Consider the following 19483-nt stretch of genomic DNA (forward strand, 5'->3'; position numbering starts at 1 on the left):
AAGCACCATGACCACCCCAACCCCGGCGGCGTTACCGCGCCGCGCCCTGGCCGGCATGATCACCGTGGCCGTACTGGTGGGCCTGAACCTGCGGCCTTCCATGGCCGCCGTGGGCCCCCTGGCCGACCGCATCCAGGCGGAACTGGGCGCCAGTTATACCGGCCTGGCCCTGCTCACCACCCTGCCGGTGCTGGCCATGGCCGCCGGCTGTTTTCTCGGCGCTGGCCTGGCGCGCCGCCTTGGCGACCCGGCCCTGGTGGTGGCCTCGCTGCTGATGATCCTGCTGGCGGACCTGGCCCGCCTGGCCAACCAGACCCTGGCCGGCCTGATGCTCACCGCCCTGGTGGCCGGCTTCGGCATCGCCTTCCTGCAGGTGCGCCTGCCGGCGCTGATCAAACGCCGCGCCGGCGGCTACACCGCTCTGGTGATGGGCTGGTACATCGCCGCGGTGATGGGCGGCGCCGCCCTGGCGTCCTCCCTGGCGCCGTCGCTGGCCACCCTGGCCGGCGGCTGGCGGGCTGGCCTGGCGGTATGGGCCGCGCTCGCGGTGCTGGCGCTGCTGGCCTGGTGGCGAGGCCGGGCCGTGTTCGGCGCGCCGCCGGCGCAAGGCGCCGCCGTGCCCACCGCCGGCCTCTGGCGGCGTCCCCGCACCTGGACCCTGGCGCTGTTCTTCGGCCTCGGCACCGCCGGCTACACCTGCGTGCTGGCCTGGCTGCCGCCGTACTACGTGGCACGGGGCTTCAGCCCCAGCCAGGCCGGCGGCCTGCTCGGCTTTCTCACCGCCATGGAAGTGGTGGCCGGCCTGCTGTTGCCGCCCCTGGTCCTGAAAAGCCCGGACCGCCGCCCGGCGTTGCTGGCGGTGCTCGCCAGCGCCCTGGCCGGGTTCGTGCTGCTGGCCGGCTGGCCCCTGGGCTCGCCGCTGCTGGTGGCCACCCTCCTGGGCCTGGGCATCGGCGGGCTGTTCCCGCTCAGCCTGATCGTCGCCATGGACCACCATGACAACGCGGAAGTCGCCGGCGCCCTGGTAGGCATCGTCCAGGGCATCGGCTACCTGATCGCCGCCTTCTCGCCGTTCCTGGCCGGCCTGATCCGCGACCGCCTCGGCGACTTCGCCCTGGCCTGGGTGGGGCTCGGCGCGCTCTACGTGCTGCTCATCGCCATGGCGCTGCGCTTCAACCCGCGCCGCTACGCCCGGCACTACGGCTGGCAATGGATTAGCCGGAGCGGAACAGGCGCAAAAAACCCTGAATAGGGGGAGGTGGAATGTGTTTTGCGTCACGGTATTCCCGAGGAGCGTGTCTAGAATCATTCGGCAATGCGTCTGGGTACACATAACAGCAAGGGCGCACTACATGAAATTTTGGGGGATAAGATGGATAAAAGCATTTACGCCGGGGCGGCCATGGCCGCGATCCTGGCCATGACCGGTTGTGGCGGGTCGAGCAGTTCCAGTAGCGATGGGGGGGCCGTTGCCCGCACCGCCCACTTCGTGGACAACGCCGTCACCGGCCTGCACTACACCTGCGATGGTTCAAGCACCCAGACCACCGGGGAGCAGGGCCTGCTGCGTTGCCCGGACGGCGCCACGGCACGTTTTCTGATCGGCGACATTCAATTGGGCGAGACCGTGGTCGACGGCAACACCGTCTTCATCACCCCGGCGGACCTGGCCGGCGAGGACGCCGATGAAAACGACAACACGGTGATCAACATCAGCCGTTTCCTGATCAGCCTGGACGCCGACCAGGACCTGGCCAACGGCATTCAGATCGATCCCGCCTCGCACCAGGACCTGGGCCTGGCCATCGACTTCAGCCTGGACCCGGTGGCCTTTGAAACCGCGATCGCCTCCGCCCTGGACATGCTCACCAACGACTTGCCCGGCGGCCCCCACCCCTTGGTGGCCACGGCGGACGCCCAGGACCACGTCACCCTGGCGCTGCATTTGACCAATGCCGGCCTGTACCGTGGCACCGTGCATCACACGGTCGACACCACCAACGGCATGACTTTCCTGGTCACCCGGGAAGGCGCCGTTTACGGCAGCAACCAGTCCGCCGAGGGGTTCTATACGGCCACCGGTTTCGAGGAAAGCTCGGACTGGTTGAGCACCCTGGGCAGCGGCGACGATTTCAAGATCGACGGCACCAGTGGCGCCACCTACTTTATCGACGCCACCTTCGCCAAGGGCCGGGCGACCGGCCAGCCGGCGGGTGACGACTACCCGCGTTTCGAAGCTATCCGCCGCCTGGCCTTCGACCCGCTCTACGACCAGGACCTGGTTCAGGACTTCGCGGATCTGCTGCCGCTGGCCATTGGCATCGGCGAGAACAGCGATGCGCCCTTCGTGATCGCCAGCGCGGGCGAGGGCCTGGACGGCGCGCCGTTCGGTTTCTTTGAAGGCGGGCCGCCCTCCGAGCAGCTTGAGAACGACGTGGAGTATGGGGATATCGTGGTCGTCGAAGTGGTCAGCACGAACGACCGAGCCCTCCGTCTGCTGGGCATGTCCATGGCTGGTTACCTGGTCGATGCCACCGTCGACCTGAGCGAGGCCGAACCCACGGTGAACGCCACCTGGGAACACGTCCACGAAGGTCGACGAGGCGAAACGCAGACCGTTCTCTTTATGGGCGAATAATCCGGCGGAGTTCTGCTGACGGGGGTGGCAGGAACGGCGTTTTTCGTCAGCCGGTTGTGTGGTGCGTCAAGAATGTTATCTTATAACGTCTTTGATGCGCCGATCCCGGGAGCTGCCATGAATCGACGGACTCTTCTGCCCCTCGTGTCTTTCGGGGTGCTGCTGGGCGCCACGGCCCAGGCCGCGCCGGTGCATCAGCACGGCCGCGCGGAGGCGGCTCTGGTGGTGGAAGGTGACTCTCTGACGCTGTCGTTCCGGGCGCCGCTGATGGATATCGTCGGCGCCGAGCGGTCGCCGGCGGACACCGCGGAGCGCGAGCGTTACCGGGAACGCATGGCCAAAGTCACCGCGCCGCGGCCGGCGGAGGCGGCGGGCTGCGAATTGAAGGATGAGCGGGTCAGCGGGCTGGCGGAACTGTTTCCAGAGGGTCACGATCCTGCCGACCATGACCATGACCATGACCATGACCATGACCATGACCATGACCATGACCATGACCATGACCATGGCGACCGTCACGCCCACCATCAGGACCTGGAAGCGACCTGGACCTACCAGTGTGACCACATCGCCGAACTGGACGCGGTGACCTGGCCCTTCCTGTCGGACTTTCCCAGCCTCACCACCGAGGTGATCCTGCTGCTGCCGAGCGGGCAGGGCGCCCGCACCCTGAGCCCCGGCGACACCCGGCTGCCCCTGGAGTGACCATGGCGCTGGAGGTGGAGGACCTGCGTTTCCATCACCCGGGCCAGACACGGCCCTTCATCGCCGTGGAGCGCTTTCATCTGGAAGCCGGCGAACGGGTGCTGATCCATGGCCCCAGCGGCTGTGGCAAGAGCACGCTGTTGTCACTGATCACCGGCATCCGCCCCTTGCAGCGCGGCCGCATCCGGGTGGCCGACGAGCCGTTTTCGGAGCTGTCCCAGCGCCGCCGTGATGCCTTCCGGGCGGACCACATCGGGGTGATTTTCCAGGCCTTCAACCTGCTGCCCTATCTCTCCGCCCTGGACAACGTGCGCCTGACGCCCTCGTTCTCCAAACGCCGCCGGCAACGCGAGGGCCGCGCCGATACGTCCGATACGGCTGATAAAGCCGGAAAAGAGAGCGCCGCCCTGGCCCTGCTGGGCCGGCTGGGCCTGGATTCGACGGTGGCGCGGCTGCCCGCCCATCAACTGTCCTTCGGCCAGCAGCAGCGCGTGGCGGCGGCCCGGGCACTCTACGGCGAACCGGAGCTGATTGTCGCCGACGAACCCACCTCGGCCCTGGACACCGAGCACCGCGATGGCCTGATGCGGCTGCTGGCGGAACAGTGCGAACGCAGCGGCAGCGCCTTGCTGATGGTCAGCCACGATCCGGATGTGGCCGGGTATTTCCATCGCGCCCTTTCCTTCGACGAGCTCAACCGGGCGGCCCACCATGTTGCCTAGAGTGATCCTGGCCTCCCTGGCCACCCGCAAGACCTCGGCGGCCCTGATCGTTGCCGCCATCGCCCTGAGTCTGGTGATGATCCTGGGCATCGAGCGGCTGCGCCACCAGGTGCACGCCAACTTCGCCAGCACCGTCTCCGGCATGGACCTGATCGTGGGGGCCCGGGGCGGGGCCACCAACATCCTGCTCTACAGCGTCTTCCACCTGAGTGAGCCCACGGCCGGCATTGAATGGCGCACCGTGGAGCATCTGGCCGCCCACCCCAAGGTGAAGTGGTGGATTCCCATCTCACTGGGCGACTTCCATCGCGGCTTCCCGGTGGTGGCCACCAACGACAGCTACCTGGAACACTACCGCTACGGCCGCGACCGCCCCCTGGAACTGGCCACCGGTAAATGGTTCGCCGGCCCCGACCAGGTGGTGCTGGGCAGCGACGTGGCCCGGCGCCTGGGCTACGGCCCGGGCACCTCGGTGGTGCTGGCCCACGGCTCGGGCGGCGGCCCGGCCATCATCAAACACGCGGATCACCCCTTCACCGTCAGCGGGGTCCTGGCGCCCACCGGCACCCCAGTGGACCAGGGCCTGTACATCTCCCTGCAGGCCATGGCGCTGATTCACAGCGGCGGGCGATACGCTTATCCAACACCGGGCGGCCCGGCGGCCCGGCGGCCAGCGACATGCCGGACTCCGTCAACGCCGTGATGCTGGGCCTGAAACAGCGCACCGCCATCCTCGGCCTGCAACGGGAACTGTCCAACTACGACGGCGAACCGCTCAGCGCCATCATCCCCGGCGTGGAACTACAGCGCCTGTGGCGCATGACCGCCAACGTGGAAAACGCGCTGCGCGCCGCCTCGGTGGCGGTGTTCCTGGTCGCCCTGCTGGTACTGATTTCCACGGTGCTGGCGGCCCTGGAAGGCCGCCGCCACGAACTGGCCGTGCTGCGCGCCGCCGGCGCCGGCCGGGGCACCGTCTACGGCGTGATCGTCGGCGAAAGCCTCTGCCTCACCCTGGCCGGCTGCGCCAGCGGGGTGCTGCTGCTGTTCGCCGCCCAACAGATCCTTGCCCCCTGGGCCCTCATGGAATGGTCCCTGCGGCTGCCCTCGTACCTGCTGGCGTGGCGCGAACTGCCCCTGGTCGCCGCCGTGCTGCTGGCCGGCTCCCTGGCCGGCCTGCTGCCGGCCGAAAAAGCCTTCCGCAACAGCCTCGCCGACGGCCTCACTCCCCGGAGCTGACATGAAACACCTTTCCCTTGCCCTGGTCGCCTTGCTACTCAGCACCACGGCGTTCGGAGCCGAGCCCGCCCCGCCCGCCGAGCCTCCGGACGTCCAGGCGGAATCCAATGTCTGGGACACCCTGGTCCCCAAGGACTGGGACCCCCGCGCCGAATACGAAGCCATCTCAAAGGAAATCTACGGCGAGAATTCCCCCGACCAGCTCGACGACACCGACGCCCGCGCCGTGCAACTCTTCGACGCCATGCAGGACGCCTGGAGCAATGCACCCCTGCGCCAGGACCTGAACGACACCGCCCTGACTCTCCCCGGCTTCGTGGTCCCCCTGGAAGGCGACGACAAACACCTGCGCGAATTCCTGCTGGTGCCGTACTTCGGCGCCTGCATCCACTTCCCCCCGCCGCCCCGCAACCAGGTGGTGCTGGTCAAAATGCAGGGCGAGGGCATGCCCGTGGACATGATGTGGGACGCCGTGGAAATCGAAGGCACCCTCAAGGTCGACTCCCAGGACACGGAATACGGCACCGCCGGTTACGTACTGGAGGCCGAAAGCGCCGGGCTTTATAAAGGGGACGAATAACCCTCAATTCGAAGGAACAAGCTCCTTGCATTTATTGGCGGGATAGGTAAATTCGGAACTGCTTCACATAAAAAGCCGGCCTGGAGAGCCCGGCTAATAAGGGGATAAAGGGGAAACGGATGTCTGATTACCTAGGTCCGGACTGGGCACCGCGAAGGGGATAAACCGCATGGCGACGGTGATCCCCAACCTCAGCACCCTCCGTAATATGACGCCCGGCGAACGTTGCCTGGGCCAGCGCCTCGAAACCCTGCTTGAAGACGACTACACCGTTTGGTACGACATTCCCCTCGGCCGACAGCGCCGCTACCCGGATTTTATCGTCCTGCACCCCGGGCGGGGTCTGCTGTTCCTGGAAGTAAAGGACTGGAAACCGGATACCCTCCGGCGTCTTACTCCCACCCACGCGGACATTCACACCCCCTCCGGCCTAAAAACCGTCAGCAACCCCTTGGAACAGGCGCGCCAATACGGCCTGGTCGCGATCAACCGTTTGCAGGGCGACGACCACCGCAAGCAAACCGCCGGCCCCGGGCCGCCTCTGTTTCCCCTGGGGTTACGGCGCAATATCAAAAGCATACGATAAAAGTAAGCCGGCGGTGCCAATACCAATAATGTAATTCTACTAACACGACAGGGCAGCGGGAAGTGGGGATCGAAGCACTGATGTTGGTGGGACTGGGCGGAATTAATGAAGATGAGGAGAACCTGGAGTATTGAGTGCGTGTGTTTTGTGGGGTTATAAATTGGGGGCGAAGTAGTTTTTTGGCTGGCGGCGAAGATAGTCTGCTTTTGTAGGGGGTTACATGTTTAGGGCGTCCGGATCCATTATAAAATGGGTGACTAAAGATCGATTTATTAGTGAATTCGAGGAATTTTATGACCATTGAAATGGTAGGTGCGCAGAGCTTCGATGAATTGCGTAATGAATTTGTCGAAGCTGAGGAGTGGTTGCGAGAAATTGGGTTTTCAACTGACAATAATAGGGTGGCGGCATATCGGAAATTGATCGATGTTCTGGTTGCTCTTTATGAGAATGAAAAATTTGAAGAGATAAACGAAGAGCTTTCTTCTTATCTCAATGCGCTTTATGAAGCCAACGAGATCATTTTCATCCACAAAACTATAGGTGGTGTTCAGCCAGCATTGATAAAAGACAGGATAGAAAAGATTGTTAGCGGGCCAGATAATTATAAAGATGAAGGGGCGTCCGGGAATAGGGCGCGTAATTTTGCTTTTGAGCTTTTGGTGGCTGGGCGCTTTATGGGTAGTGGCTTTGTGGTTGGTTTTGATTCGGTTACGGATGTGGTGGTGGAGAATGATGGGATAAGACTATTAATTGAATGCAAGAGGCCCGTGTCTAAAAACAGCGCCTGCCGAAATGTAAATAGAGCGATAAAGCAGATAAAAAAGAGAATGAGAGGCGTTGGTAATAATGCTACTAGAGGTATCGTTGCTATAGATGCTGGACGTATAATTAACGATGGGTTTAAAGTTTTGGTTGGCGACGATGAGACCAACCTTAATGAGAGGCTGAGGCGTTGTGTTTATGACTTTATAGAGATGAATAGAGATAAATGGTTAGCTTTAAGAAAAAAGGGTGTTTTGGGTGTTATGGTTAGATTTTCTTGTATGGCTATAAATAAAGAAAATAATATGTATACATACTGCCAGTACTATTCTGCTTTCCCTTTTGGTGAAAAAGGTGGCTATGATTATGCTGTTTTGTCTGAAATTGTGGGAGGGTTGCAGAGATGATTTGTATTTTTTGCATACTTAAAGGTGGCTAGGGTTTTGTCCCTCTTTATCTCCTGCCATCGACGTGGGGGGGGGGGTCAAATAATTTGGGAGTTGAAAATTTCTTGTATTGCTCTTTTGCCGTATTTGTTTTTCAATCTTATGATAAATAAGGGCTCCACATCTTTTGCGAAACCTAGTAGCCCTTGCAGATGTCTGGTTTCATCGTCTGAAAGAACTCCCAGACAAGATTTGTGAACCATGGAGCTTATTTTCCTTTTTCTTTCTCTTCCAAGGGAAAGCTTGCCGTTGTTATTAATTACGACCCCAGTAACTCTCCTGTGTCCTTTTTTTGAAGAGTAGACGGTTTTTCTGTCGTTAATGCTTAGCTGCGGGTAGTTTACCTCGCTTAGGGTATTGTGTATCTGCTCGAGGATTAAGAAACTTAAACCTTTCCTGTTGGTTGAAAAGGTCAAATCATCTGCATATCTAGTATAAAAAATCGAATTAGAAAAACACCAGTTGGCTATTATTGTGTCAAAATCAAACATAATTGAATTTGAAAGTGCGGGTGAGGCAGGCGACCCCACACTTAATGCTAGGCGGCCTCCGCCTGTCGAGATGGTGCATAGGCGAGCTATTTGGCTGATGCTCTTTCTGTCTAGTTCTAAATCTTTAGGTAAATACTGGTAAAGATGAGTCTCTATGTCTTCCCTCTTTATGGAGGGGAAAAAGTCTTTAAAATCAAATTTTGCAATATAACCATTATTGGAATGAGTGATGGCGTTTCTTTTAATGCTGCTGCCCTTTTGATAGGCTGAGGCGCATTCATGAATCGGGAGTTTAGAAAAGATTCGATCTACAAGCCAGCGCATAACGAACTTTGTTTCTTTTGCTGGTTGTGAAATAGTCCTTCGGCCGCCATTAGCTTTTTTAATGCTATAAGTTTTATACGCATATGGAGCTCTTGCTATTAGTCGGCCGGATTCAGATGTGCTGATGGCGAGTTCTTTTTGTAAAAGTGACTGAAAAACTGTTTCATCCATCGTTGCTCTCCGATGCCTTTATAACACGGTCCCTGTGTCTGTGTTTTCTCTCTTTTGAATATAGCTCTTTACAGCGTAAAGAAATTCTCAATCGGTCATAATGAAAATCTTCTCTGGTGCCAAATTTTATTCCACTAAAGGTGTCTGTGATCCTCATGTAAAAAGATGAGTCGCTATATCTACTATTTTTTACAATTCTGAATCTCTCGAGAATAAATAGCTTCCTTCTTAAGGATTCTCGTTTCATGCTGATGCCCAAAAGGTCTAGGTAGGTTAATATCTCCGACTCTTTCAGTGCTACGAAAATTTTTATTAGCTCTGCTATGAGTGTTATTATATGAGATCCGTTTTCTGAATTGAAGTTATGCTGAGATCGGCTTTTTCTTATTTGTTCATGTATGTCCTCTATCGCATCTTGAGTTGTGTGGTTGCTAATTTCCTCTGGGTGGCCTGTGTCCCAGGGATAGATTCTGACACTTGTATTGGAGGTTTTCTCAATATGCCTAAGGATGCCAAGGTTTATAAAGGAGTCTAAAGAACTAAAGGGTTCCGAGTTTATTGCATAAACCTTTCCTTTTAGGTCTGGCATTTGAGAAAATGCGCCTAGTTCTGCGAATGCGCCCTCACTTTCTAGAACTACCACGACTAAGTTGCAGATAGAGCTTAATTCTTTTTCTAGATCTAGGAGATCGTAAAAAACGGCATCCTCCTTCCAGTCAGTAATCTCCTCTGGGCAAAAAAATTCATATTTAGGGGAGGGAATGTAATTAATTAGAGCATGACGAAAAGAGGCAGGGTGCTGGTTTCCAGTAACTTTTCCACCGCACAATAGAATAATCGGAGAGGATGAAGGGGAAAAGCGTGATTTATCAAGGTCAATCTTTGACAGTATATTTAGATGATAATCTTCCGCTTGGTTTTGCTCTTCCATGAACGCTTAGATCCATTTTCGAACAGTCAAGCGGAAGCAAACATCTAGATATAGATGGGTTTGATGTGGTTTAGTGATAACTGCAAAAAGGGCGTTAGTTGCCATTCTTATTCTTAAGGTCGCTCTGACTGCTTCATATAAGGAGCTCTTTACCTGAAGCCGGCCGCAGATACCTTCTGCGGGTCGGAATGAGCTTGCGAATGTAGAGCCGCAGAAGGTATCTGCGGCCATAAATGCAAGCAATACTTTGAGTCTGGCTTATCGCCCGACTAAGCTCACAGCACGATTAATGTGTAAGCTCAAACGCTAAAGAGCTTCGAAATGTAAGCAAAAAAATGTTCGCCTGTCAAGCTTGCTTTGGTGTTCGTGTTGGATATTAAATTATTATCGGGTGGCCAGATGAAAGTGTAAATTTGGCCTAGTTTCGGGGGCATGCTTCAGATGCATTTTATGAAGATAAGACGCCGCCGCCTCTAAAGTTGATATGTGTTTAGTTTGTCAGGGCCGTGCTGGCGGCTAATCTGGAATTGTGGTTTTTACAGTGATGTTTATTACTTGTCAGTCCACTCCTGACGGGCAGTTTCAGTTATGCCGTTTGTGCGGTGGCTTTTGCAGCGACTTTCTTCTCCTTTAGCTGGCCTTTCACGAACACGGCATAGGGCGTTCTGCCGTTCATGTCGCCCCCTGATGGGGCGTTTGGTGTTGTAGGGAACTAGGTAGTCGTCCAGGTAGGTTTGCATTTCGTCGACACTCTCATACCTCTTTTCGCGGCTCTTGATCCGGAAGTGCTCATCCAGCAACGTGCGGTGCATGCGTTACACTAAGCCGTTGGATTGCGGTCGCCGGGCGCGGGCTGTGCGGTGTTCGATCTCTTAGAGCTGGTGGAATAGATCGTACTGATTCATCAAAGATGCCGATCAACATCCTGCCGGGCATGAAGAATCCTGGTGGCCTCAAGCTGTTTCTGCTAGATGCGGTAGAAAATGACGTGACTGGACACCGGTAGGCTACGTATTTCACTTGAGAACTCAGTGCCTGCTCTGCCTGTCTCTGGATGTTCCAGAAGCGACCAGATTGCTTTTTTAGAGTGTCCAGGTATTTTGTCGGAGCGGGGCCTTCCCCAATAGAGAGTGCCATATGCCGAATTGCTACCAGATTCTCGCGAGCGGCGGATGAGAGGATCTGTGATGTGGCATGGTTATGTTTTCAAGTCTTCGAACAATTCGTCCAGGCCGGCTTTGGAGGTGATTTGTGTGCCTTCGCCGCAGTCCAGTTGATCCACGCCTTGCTGCAGCTGCTCACGCAGGCGCGCGAGCTTGAGTTCATTGATCCATTCTTCATGGGTTTTCACGAAGCCCAGGGCCTCGCGGATGACTTCGCTGGTGTTGTTGTAGAGGCCGCTTTCCACTTTGATTTTGATGTGGGCTTCCAGTTCGGGGGGTAGTGAGATGTGCATGCTCACTCTCCTGGGGTTGGGGTACATGGTTATGCTATGCGGCGGACAAAGTTTGTCCATCTTTGGGGGGTAGAAAGGGGAGGCGCTTCTGACTGGATCAGCGGTGGTGCCATTTTCATCGCGACTGACGTCGCTCCTACATCAAGAACCCAGCCCCCCGGGTAGGAGGGGTTTGGGCGCGCTGAACCCGTAAAAAAGCCCCGGCGGGCGAACCCGCCGGGGCTTTTCAGCTCTCGGCAACGGTGAAGAGAAGGGTGGTTACACCCGCTCGATCACCGTGGCGATGCCCTGACCCAGGCCGATGCACATGGTGGCGAGGCCGATCTGGCCGTCGTTGCCTTCCAGTACGTTCAGCAGGGTGCCGGTGATGCGGGCACCGGAGCAGCCCAGGGGGTGGCCCAGGGCGATGGCGCCGCCGTTGAGGTTGACCTTCTCGTTCATCTTGTCGAGGAGCTTGAGGTCCTTGAGCACCGGCAGGGATTGCGCGGCGAAGGCTTCGTTGAGCTCCACGTAGTCGATGTCGTCGATGGTCAGGCCGGCGCGCTTGAGCGCTTTCTGGGTGGCCGGGACCGGGCCGTAGCCCATGATGGCGGCGTCGCAGCCGGCCACGGCCATGCTGCGGATTTTGGCCCGCGGTTTGAGGCCCATGGCCTGGGCTTTTTCGGCGCTCATCACCAGCATGGCCGCCGCGCCGTCGGAGAGGGCGGAGGAGGTGCCGGCGGTGACGGTGCCGCTGACCGGGTCGAAGACGGGGCGCAGTTTCTGCATGTCTTCGAGGCTGGCGTTGGGACGGATGGTTTCGTCGATTTCGCACAGCACTTTGCGGCCGTCGGCGTCGTGGCCTTCGATGGGCACGATTTCGTTTTTCCAGCGGCCTTGTTCGGTGGCTTCCCAGGCTTTCTTGTGGGAGCGCACGCCGAATTCGTCCTGCTGTTCACGGGTGATGCCGTGCATGCGGCCGAGCATTTCGGCGGTCAGGCCCATCATGTTGGAGGCACGGGCGGTGTACTTGGACAACTCGGGGTTGAGGTCCACGCCGTGGTCCATGGCCACGTGGCCCATGTGCTCCACGCCGCCGATCACGAACACGTCACCGTTGCCGGTTTCGATGGCCTGGGCGGCGCTGTGCAGGGCCTGCATGGAGGAGCCGCACAGGCGGTTGACGGTTTGCGCGGCGCTGGTGCGCGGCACGCCGGCCAGCATGGCGATGTTGCGGGCGATGTTCATGCCCTGTTCCTTGGTCTGGTTGACGCAGCCCCAGATCACGTCTTCGGTTTCCTCGACGCTCCAGTCCGGGTTGCGCGCCATCAGCGCCTGGATCAGCAGCGCGGAGAGTTTTTCCGCGCGCACGTTGCGGAACATGCCGTTTTTGCTTTTGCCCATCGGGGTGCGCACGGCATCGACGATGACCACGTCTTTCGGATTCAAACTCATTTCCAGATCTCCTTTGCCCGTGCCTTAGCCGAAGAAGGACTCGCCCTTGGCGGCCTTGTCCTTGAGCATTTGCGGCGCTTCGTAAAGGGCGCCCAGGTGCGCGTATTTGTCGCACAGTTCGGCGAATGCCTTGGTGCCGATGCTGTCGATGTAACGCAGCGGGCCGCCGCGGAACGGCGGGAAGCCGATGCCGTAGATCATCGCCATGTCGGCTTCGGCGGGGGAGCCCACGATGTTGTCTTCCAGGCAGCGGACGGTTTCGGTGCACATGGGGATCATCATGCGGGCGATGATCTCCTCGGCGTCGTAGTCCTTCGGCTCGCTGGTGACGGCGGGCTTGATCAGCTCATAGGTCTTTTCGTCGACCACTTTCTTGGGCTTGCCCTTCTTGTCTTCCTCGTACTTGTAGAAGCCGATGCCGTTCTTCTGACCATAGCGTTCGTTTTCGAACATGATCTCGGTCGGGTCCTTGAAGTCGTGGTCCATGCGCTCGGGGAAGCCTTCCGCCATCACCTGGGCGGCGTGCACGCCGGTGTCGATGCCGACCACGTCGAGCAGGTAGGCGGGGCCCATGGGCCAGCCGAATTTCTGCATGACTTTATCGACTTGCTGGAAGTCGGCGCCGTCGCGCACCAGCATGCTGAAGCCGGCGAAGTAGGGGAACAGCACACGGTTCACCAGGAAGCCGGGGCAGTCGTTCACCACCACCGGGTTCTTGCCCATTTTCTGAGCGTAGGCGACCAGGGTGGCGACGGTTTCGTCGGAGGTTTTCTCACCGCGGATCACTTCCACCAGGGGCATCATGTGCACCGGGTTGAAGAAGTGCATGCCACCGAAGTTCTCCGGCTTCTTGAGCGCTTCCGCCAGGCGGGTGATGGAGATGGTGGAGGTGTTGGAGGCGAGCACGGCGCCGTCCACTTTTTCCTCGGTCTCGGCGAGCACGGACTGCTTGATCTTGGGGTTCTCGACCACCGCCTCGACCACCACATCGATGCCCTTGAAGTCATCGTAGCTGAGGGTGGGACGGATGGCGGAGAGCACCTTGCCCATGCCGGCGGCGTCCATCTTGCCCTTGCCGACGCGCTTGGAGAGCAGCTTGGAGGCTTCGTTCATGCCCAGGTCCAGCGCCTTGTCGGCGATGTCCTTCATGACGATGGGCGTGCCCTTGAGGGCGGACTGGAAGGCGATGCCGCCGCCCATGATGCCCGCGCCCAGCACGGCGGCGTGTTTGATCTCGGGGGCGCCCTTGGCGGTTTTGCCGTTGACCTTCTTGACCTGCTGATCGGCCAGGAACAGGCCCACCATGGCGGTGGCCTGGGAGGTCTTGGCCAGTTTGGCGAAGCCCTTGGATTCCACGTCGAGGGCGTCGTCGCGCTTCATGCCGGCGGCCTTCTGCATGGATTTCACGGCTTCCACCGGGGCCGGGTAGTTCTTGCCGGCTTGCTGCTGGACCATGGCCATGCCGGTCTGGAAGGCCATCATCTGCTCCATGGGAGGCATGGGCAGCGGCTCCAGTTTTTCCTGGCGCTTGGCGCGGAAGTCGATCTTGCCGGCCAGGCACTGTTGGATCAGGTCCAGGGCGGCGTCACGCTCGTCGCCGGCTTTCACCACGGCGTCGACGATGCCCACTTTGAGGGCCTTGTCCGCCTTGTTCTGGCTGCCGGTGGCGATCCATTCCACGGCGTTGTCCACGCCGATGATGCGCGGGGTGCGCACGGTGCCGCCGAAGCCCGGGTAGATGCCCAGCTTCACTTCCGGGAAGCCCACCTGGGCCGCTTCGCCCATGACGCGGAAGTCGCAGGCCAGGCACATTTCCAGGCCGCCGCCCAGGGCGAAGCCGTTGATGGCGACCACCTTGGGTACGTCCAGGTCCTCGAAGGCGTTGAAGATGTCGTTCGCCTGCCGGGACCACTTGGCGATCTCCGCCTCGTCCTGAGCGAACATTTCGGTGAATTCGGTGATGTCGGCGCCGACAATGAAAACCTTCTTGCCGGAGGTAACCACGATGCCCTTGACCTGGTCGTTGCCTTTGAGGGCCTCGGTGGCCTTGCTCAGGTCTTCCAGGGTGGCACGGTTGAACTTGTTCACGGACTCGCCCTGAAGATCGAACTTCAGTTCGGCGATGCCGTCGTCAAGCAGTTCTACGCTTACGGCGTTGCCTTGGTAAATCATAACGATTGCTCTCCAGTCCCAAAGTACGCGGCGGAGCCGCTTTGGTGAGCCTGCTTTAACCTCCTTGGAGGCGTGAGTCACCGTTCATGTGAGCGTTTGCTTACATCAACGGCCAAACCGCTCAGGGCTGCCAAGTATAAGAATCACGGCGCCTTGATGTTAGCCCCTTTGCGTGACTTACGGGTCGGCGCCCTTGACGACGACCACGGATATGCGGACGCTTGCCGCCATCGCTTCCTGTGATGGCATCCATGACCGCAAGTTCCTACCCCCGTATTCGCCGCCGTCCTTCGGTGTCCGTGGACTGGCCCGGCGTACCGCCGCTGCTGGCGCGCATCCTCGCCAACCGGGGGCTGACCTCCGCCGAGCAACTGGAGCTGACCCTGGGGCGGCTGCCCCATCCGGATGGCTTCCGGGGCCTGGCGGCGGCGGTGGAGCTGCTGCTGGCCGCCCGGGAGCAGCACTGGCGCATCTGCATCGTGGGCGACTACGACGCCGACGGCGCCACCGCCACCGCGCTGATGGTGCGCGGCCTGGAGGCCCTGGGCTTCCCGCGTCCGGATTATCTGGTGCCCAACCGCTTCGAGTACGGCTACGGCCTGTCCCCGGCGATCGTCGATCTGGCCCGGGAGACGGTGGCGCCGGATCTGATCATCACCGTGGACAACGGCATCGCCAGCGTGGACGGGGTGGCGGCGGCCCGGGCGGCGGGTATGCGCGTGCTGATCACCGACCATCATCTGCCCGGCGACCGCCTGCCGGACGCCGACGCCATCGCCAACCCGCGCCTGGAGGAGCAGGGCTTCCCGGCGCCCAACCTGGCCGGGGTGGGCGTGGCCTTCTATCTGCTGATGGCGGTGCAGCGCGGCCTGGGCGTGCGCCGGGGCGTGGTGGATCTGCTCGACCTGGTGGCCCTGGGCACGGTGGCGGACGTGGTGGCCCTGGACGACGCCAACCGCATTCTGGTGGAGCAGGGCCTGCGCCGGCTGCGCGCCGGCAAGGGCAACCCGGGGCTGCGCGCCCTGCTGCAGGTGGCCGGCCGCGACCCGGCCCGGGCCCTGGCCGCGGACCTGGGCTTCGCCGCCGGGCCCCGGCTCAACGCCGCCGGCCGGCTGGCGGACATGCGCCACGGCATCGAGTGCCTGCTGGCGGACAGCGTGTCCGAGGCGCGCCAGTATGCGGAGGAGCTGGACGCCATCAACCGGGAACGGCGCGGCATCGAGCAGGGCATGCGCGATGCCGCCATGGCCGAGGTGGAGCGCCTGCGCGACCGGACCCTGCCGCCGGCCTTGTGCCTGCACGGCCGTGACTGGCACGAGGGCGTGGTGGGCATTCTCGCTTCGCGGGTGAAGGAGGCGGTGCACCGGCCGGTGATCGCCTTCGCGCCGGCCCGCGAAGAAGGGCTGGTGAAGGGCTCCGGTCGCTCGATTCCCGGCCTGCACCTGCGCGACGTGCTGGACGCGGTGGCCACCCGCCATCCGGAGTTGCTGCACAAGTTCGGCGGCCACGCCATGGCCGCCGGCATGACCCTGCGCGCCGACGACCTGGACGCCTTCCGCGACGCCTTTCAGGCGGCGGTGGCGGAGGCCGCCAGCGAGGAGCTGTTCGATCAGGTGGTGGACAGCGACGGCGGCCTGGGCGACGGCGACATCACCCTGGCCACCGCCGAGATGCTGTCGCACTGCTTCCCCTGGGGCCAGGGGTTCCCGCCGCCGCGCTTCGACGGCGAGTTCGAGGTGCTCAACCACCGGGTGGTGGGCGAGCGTCATTTGAAGCTCACCCTGGGGCTGCCGGGCGTCAACGGGGTGGTGGATGGCATTCACTTCAACGCCGACCCGGCGCTGCTGGGCGCGCGCCTGAGTCGCATCGAGGGGGTCTACCGGCTGGAGGTGAACGAGTTCCGCGGGCGGCGCTCGCCGCAGATGATGTTCGAGCATTTGCGGCCGGTATAACCCCGGAACCGCCTGGAGTTGTGACAAAACTTGGCCGCCGGATGCGGGCGCGCCCCAGGCGCAGTACACTCGATGGACACCACGAAACGATGTACACACCCGATCCCGGAAGGAGACCCGCCTTGGCCACCGACAGCCGCCGCGCTGCACTCGATTACCACGAACACCCCGTCCCCGGTAAAACCGCCGTCGTCGCCACCAAGCCCCTGACCAACCAGAGCGATCTGGCGCTGGCCTATTCCCCCGGCGTGGCCTGGGCCTGCGAGGAAATCGTCGAGGACGAGAACAATGTGTTCCGCTACACCGGCCGCGGCAACCTGGTGGCGGTGATCAGCAACGGCAGCGCCGTGCTGGGCCTGGGCAACATCGGCGCGCTGGCCTCCAAACCGGTGATGGAAGGCAAGGCGGTGCTGTTCAAGAAGTTCGCCGGCCTGGACGTGTTCGACATCGAGATCAAGGAGGACGACCCGGACAAGCTGGTGGACATCATCGCCGCCCTGGAGCCCACCTTCGGCGGCATCAACCTGGAAGACATCAAGGCGCCGGAGTGCTTCATCGTCGAGCGCAAGCTGCGCGAGCGCATGAGCATCCCGGTGTTCCATGACGACCAGCACGGCACCGCCATCACCGTGAGCGCCGCCTTCATCAACGGCCTCAAGGTGGCCGGCAAGCCCATCGACCAGGTCAAGGTGGTGGTGTCCGGCGCCGGCGCGGCGGCGCTGGCCTGCCTGGACCTGATGGTGGACCTGGGGCTGCCCCAGGAAAACATCTGGGTCACCGACATCGAGGGCGTGGTCTACCAGGGCCGCAAGGAACTGATGGACCCGGACAAGGAACGCTTCGCCCAGGCCACCGACGCCCGCACCCTGGGCGAGGTGATCGACGGCGCCGACGTGTTCCTGGGCCTGTCCGCCGGCGGCGTGCTCAAGCCGGACATGGTGCAGCGCATGGCGGCCCGGCCGCTGATCCTGGCCCTGGCCAACCCGCACCCGGAGATCCTGCCGGAGGACGCCAAGGCGGTGCGCGACGACCTGATCATGGCCACCGGCCGCTCCGATTACCCCAATCAGGTCAACAACGTGCTGTGCTTCCCGTACATCTTCCGGGGCGCTCTGGACGCCGGCGCCACCACCATCACCCGGGAGATGGAAAAGGCGGCGGTGTACGCCATCGCCGGCCTGGCCCAGGAAGAACAGAACGAAGTGGTGGCCGCCGCCTATGGCACCTACGACCTGAGCTTCGGCCCGGATTACCTGATTCCCAAGCCGTTCGACCCGCGCCTGATCGTGCGCATCGCGCCGGCGGTGGCCAAGGCCGCCATGGACGACGGCGTGGCCGCCCGGCCGATCGCCGATCTCAACACCTACGCGGAGCAGCTCAAGCAGTTCGTCTACCACTCCGGCGCCTTCATGAAGCCGCTGTTCTCCGCCGCCAAGGCCCTGGTGCGCGACGGCGGCAAGGCCCGCATCGTGTTCACCGAGGGCGAGGAGGAGCGCGTGCTGCGCGCCGTCCAGGTGGTGGTGGACGAGGGCCTGGCGTTCCCGATCCTGGTGGGCCGGCCGGAGGTGCTGGCCATGCGCATCGAGCGCTACGGCCTGCGCCTGAAGCTGGGCGAGGACGTGGAGGTCACCAATCCGGAGCAGGACGACCGCTTCCACCGCTACTGGAACGCCTACTGGGAAAAACGCTGCCGCCACGGCGTCACCAAGGAAGTGGCGCGCACCGAGATGCGCCGCCGCATGACCCTGATCGGCGCCATGATGGTTCACCTGGGCGAGGCGGACGGCATGGTGTGCGGCACCGTGGGCCGGTTCGCCGAGCACCTCAATTTCGTCGATCAGGTGATCGGCCTGCGCCCGGAGGCGCGCACCTACGCGGCCATGAACGTTCTGCTGCTGCCCGAGCGCACCGTGGCGGTGGTGGACACCCACGTCAACGAGGACCCCAGCGCCGAGCAGATCGCCGAGTTCACCCTGGCCGCCGCCGAGGAAATGCGGCGCCTGAACCTGGAGCCCAAGGCGGCGCTGCTGTCGCGCTCCAACTTCGGCTCCGAGCGCTGCCAGGCCAGCGAGAAGATGCGCCACGCCCTGGCGTTGATCCGCGAATGGGACCAGGCGCTGGAGGTGGACGGCGAAATGCACGGCGATGCCGCCCTGGAGGCCTCGATCCGCAAGGAAATCCTGCCGGATTCCACCCTCACCGGCTCCGCCAACCTGCTGGTGTGCCCGAACGGCGATTCCGGCAACATCGCCTACAACCTGCTCAAGACCGCCGCCGGCAGCAACGTGGCCATTGGCCCCTTCCTGCTGGGCGCGGACGCGCCGGTGACGATTCTCACCGCCAGCGCCACGGTGCGCCGCATCGTCAATATGGCGGCGCTCACGGTGCTGCGCGCCAACCTGGAACCGAAGGGCTGAGCGCCCCGGCTTTCCCTCCGTCGGGCGGGGGCGGGCATTCCGGTTAATGCCAGCCCCCCGGGTCTTTGCTAGGATTGCGCCGATCATCACTGCCCGGCCCAAAAGGCCGGGTCCCGGAATGCGCCGGCGGCCACCGCCGCCCGGGCGCCGTTCTCCCTGACGGAGGGACAGCATGAAAACAATTCACAAGCATCGCCTGGAAACCGGCACCGAGGTACAGGAAATCCGCCTGCCGGAAGAGGGCGACGTGCTCCGCGTGGACTACATCCAGCAGGAGCGCCTGATCTACATGTGGGTCGAAGTGGACGCCGACACCGTGATCGACACCCCCAAGGAGGTGCGTCGCTTCAAGGTGTTCACCACCGGCAGCGGTATCCCCGACAACGCGGTCTATATCGGCACCACCCTGGACGCGCTCAAACCGGAGGCGTTCCACGTCTACGAACTGGTCGACTGA

General features: G+C 61.3%; 17 protein-coding genes and 1 pseudogene. 12 read left to right on the plus strand and 6 right to left on the minus strand.

What is annotated here, in order from left to right; translation table 11 throughout:
* Positions 1–7 precede the first annotated feature (7 nt).
* The 9 genes from HMJ39_RS18515 to HMJ39_RS18555 all read left to right on the plus strand — a co-directional run bounded on the left by HMJ39_RS18515 (position 8) and on the right by HMJ39_RS18555 (position 7639).
* Positions 8–1252: an MFS transporter gene (locus tag HMJ39_RS18515; protein WP_194298443.1), complete on the plus strand. Its 1245-nt coding sequence runs from the start codon at positions 8–10 to the stop codon at positions 1250–1252.
* 120 nt (positions 1253–1372) lie between these two features.
* Positions 1373–2638 (plus strand): hypothetical protein, encoded by a 1266-nt coding sequence (locus tag HMJ39_RS18520; protein WP_194298444.1) that lies wholly within the window; start codon positions 1373–1375, stop codon positions 2636–2638.
* Between the two features lie 117 nt (positions 2639–2755).
* Positions 2756–3343, plus strand: a complete 588-nt coding sequence (locus tag HMJ39_RS18525) for a ZrgA family zinc uptake protein (RefSeq protein ID WP_194298445.1) — start codon at positions 2756–2758, stop codon at positions 3341–3343.
* 2 nt (positions 3344–3345) lie between these two features.
* Complete coding sequence (locus tag HMJ39_RS18530) at positions 3346–4065, plus strand: ATP-binding cassette domain-containing protein (protein ID WP_161383524.1); 720 nt, start codon at positions 3346–3348, stop codon at positions 4063–4065.
* Complete coding sequence (locus HMJ39_RS18535; RefSeq protein ID WP_161383523.1) at positions 4055–4768, plus strand: ABC transporter permease; 714 nt, start codon at positions 4055–4057, stop codon at positions 4766–4768. Before HMJ39_RS18530 ends, HMJ39_RS18535 begins: the two co-directional genes overlap by 11 nt.
* Complete coding sequence (locus tag HMJ39_RS18540; RefSeq protein ID WP_161383522.1) at positions 4744–5301, plus strand: FtsX-like permease family protein; 558 nt, start codon at positions 4744–4746, stop codon at positions 5299–5301. Before HMJ39_RS18535 ends, HMJ39_RS18540 begins: the two co-directional genes overlap by 25 nt.
* Position 5302: 1 nt before the next feature.
* Positions 5303–5881, plus strand: a complete 579-nt coding sequence (locus tag HMJ39_RS18545) for a DUF3299 domain-containing protein (RefSeq protein ID WP_161383521.1) — start codon at positions 5303–5305, stop codon at positions 5879–5881.
* A gap of 169 nt (positions 5882–6050) precedes the next feature.
* The gene (locus HMJ39_RS18550) at positions 6051–6467 is read left to right on the plus strand and encodes a nuclease-related domain-containing protein (RefSeq protein ID WP_228462461.1); all 417 of its coding nucleotides are present in this window, start codon (positions 6051–6053) and stop codon (positions 6465–6467) included.
* 293 nt (positions 6468–6760) lie between these two features.
* Positions 6761–7639, plus strand: coding sequence for a hypothetical protein (locus HMJ39_RS18555; protein ID WP_161383520.1), 879 nt, complete (start codon positions 6761–6763; stop codon positions 7637–7639).
* A 77-nt stretch (positions 7640–7716) separates the two neighbouring features.
* On the opposite strand, the gene HMJ39_RS18560 is transcribed toward HMJ39_RS18555, so the two are convergent.
* The 6 genes and pseudogenes from HMJ39_RS18560 to fadB all read right to left on the minus strand — a co-directional run bounded on the left by HMJ39_RS18560 (position 7717) and on the right by fadB (position 14657).
* Entirely contained in the window at positions 7717–8664 is a 948-nt protein-coding gene (locus tag HMJ39_RS18560; protein WP_161383519.1) for a retron St85 family RNA-directed DNA polymerase, read from the minus strand.
* Positions 8657–9595 (minus strand): retron St85 family effector protein, encoded by a 939-nt coding sequence (locus HMJ39_RS18565; RefSeq protein ID WP_161383518.1) that lies wholly within the window; start codon positions 9593–9595, stop codon positions 8657–8659. The genes HMJ39_RS18560 and HMJ39_RS18565 overlap by 8 nt, the downstream gene beginning before the upstream one ends.
* 586 nt (positions 9596–10181) lie before the next feature.
* Positions 10182–10491 (minus strand): annotated as a pseudogene (locus HMJ39_RS18995) (integrase core domain-containing protein); the annotation flags it as partial.
* Between the two features lie 302 nt (positions 10492–10793).
* Complete coding sequence (locus HMJ39_RS18570) at positions 10794–11051, minus strand: type II toxin-antitoxin system ParD family antitoxin (RefSeq protein ID WP_161383517.1); 258 nt, start codon at positions 11049–11051, stop codon at positions 10794–10796.
* Positions 11052–11309: 258 nt separating this feature from the next.
* The gene (fadA, locus tag HMJ39_RS18575) at positions 11310–12485 is read right to left on the minus strand and encodes an acetyl-CoA C-acyltransferase FadA (protein WP_161383516.1); all 1176 of its coding nucleotides are present in this window, start codon (positions 12483–12485) and stop codon (positions 11310–11312) included.
* Positions 12486–12509: 24 nt separating this feature from the next.
* Positions 12510–14657 carry a fatty acid oxidation complex subunit alpha FadB gene (gene fadB, locus HMJ39_RS18580; RefSeq protein ID WP_194298446.1) on the minus strand — a complete coding sequence of 716 codons (2148 nt, stop codon included), beginning with the start codon at positions 14655–14657 and terminating at the stop codon, positions 12510–12512.
* Between the two features lie 251 nt (positions 14658–14908).
* Between fadB and recJ the strand changes: the two genes are divergently transcribed.
* From recJ to HMJ39_RS18595, 3 genes are all read left to right on the plus strand, one after another.
* Positions 14909–16609 (plus strand): single-stranded-DNA-specific exonuclease RecJ, encoded by a 1701-nt coding sequence (gene recJ / locus HMJ39_RS18585; protein ID WP_194298447.1) that lies wholly within the window; start codon positions 14909–14911, stop codon positions 16607–16609.
* 122 nt (positions 16610–16731) lie between these two features.
* Positions 16732–19026, plus strand: a complete 2295-nt coding sequence (locus tag HMJ39_RS18590) for an NADP-dependent malic enzyme (RefSeq protein WP_323370945.1) — start codon at positions 16732–16734, stop codon at positions 19024–19026.
* A gap of 172 nt (positions 19027–19198) precedes the next feature.
* Complete coding sequence (locus HMJ39_RS18595; protein WP_161383512.1) at positions 19199–19483, plus strand: DUF7352 domain-containing protein; 285 nt, start codon at positions 19199–19201, stop codon at positions 19481–19483.

This window comes from Alloalcanivorax profundimaris, from assembly GCF_015265435.1.
In the GTDB taxonomy this organism is placed as follows: domain Bacteria; phylum Pseudomonadota; class Gammaproteobacteria; order Pseudomonadales; family Alcanivoracaceae; genus Alloalcanivorax; species Alloalcanivorax profundimaris.